Here is a 920-nt window from a genome sequence, read left to right as displayed (position 1 = left end):
TGGACTGACCCCGTCTTGTAGGTCCAGTCGTTGTGTGAGTCGTCCTGTCGCCCGAGGGTTCGGGCAGGGAGACTGGTCAGATCATGACGAACAGCAGGAAGCGTCACACCCCGGAGCAGGTCGTCCGAAAGCTCGGGCAGGCCGACAGGATGCTCGCCGACGGCGCGGACGTCGCCGCGGTGTGTCGGGAGCTCGGCGTGTCCGAGCAGACGTACTACCGGTGGCGGAACCAGTACGGCGGCCTGAAGGCCGACGACGCGAAGCGTCTCAAGGAGCTCGAGAAGCAGAACGCCACTCTGAAGCGGCTGCTGGCCGAAGCGGAGCTGGAGAAGGCCGCGCTGAAGGAGTTGGCTGAGGGAAACTTCTAGGCCCGGGCAGGCGCCGCGCCGCCGTCGCTCACCTGATCAGGACACTGCAGGTGAGCGAGCGGATGGCGTGCCGTCTGGCCGGGCTGAGCAGGTCCGCGTACCGTCGCCCGCTCAAGGGCGACACGACCGCCGACCCGGACAGGGCGTTGCGGGACTGGCTGCGCGCGTACGCGAAGAAGCATCCGCGGTGGGGATACCGCAGGGCCTACCACGACGCTCGCGGCGAGGGGTGGGTCGTGAACCACAAGAAGATCCAGCGGCTCTGGCGCGAGGAAGGCCTCCGTGTCCCCCAGCGGCGGCGGCGCAAACGCGTCGGATCCTCGACCGTCGACGCCCCGGCAGCGGTCGCACCGAATCTCGTGTGGGCGGTGGACTTCCAGTTCGATGCCGACGAGCAGGGCCGCCCGATCAAGATCTGCTCCATCGTCGACGAACACACCCGTGAGTGCATCGGAGGGCTTGTCGAGCGGTCGATCACCGCGGACCGACTCACTGCCCACCTCGAGGACCTCGTCGCCGTCCGCGGCGCGCCCGCGGTGCTCAGATCAGACA

General features: G+C 68.3%; 1 pseudogene. It reads left to right on the top strand.

Going from position 1 to position 920, the window contains the following annotated elements:
• Positions 1-83: 83 nt before the first annotated feature.
• Positions 84-920 (top strand): annotated as a pseudogene (locus tag A4X16_RS17920) (IS3 family transposase); the annotation flags it as partial.

It is taken from the genome of Microbacterium sp. H83, from assembly GCF_001650405.1.
In the GTDB taxonomy this organism is placed as follows: domain Bacteria; phylum Actinomycetota; class Actinomycetes; order Actinomycetales; family Microbacteriaceae; genus Microbacterium.
The sequence above is the reverse complement of the archived record's forward strand: the minus strand, read 5'-3'. Positions and strand labels throughout refer to the sequence as shown.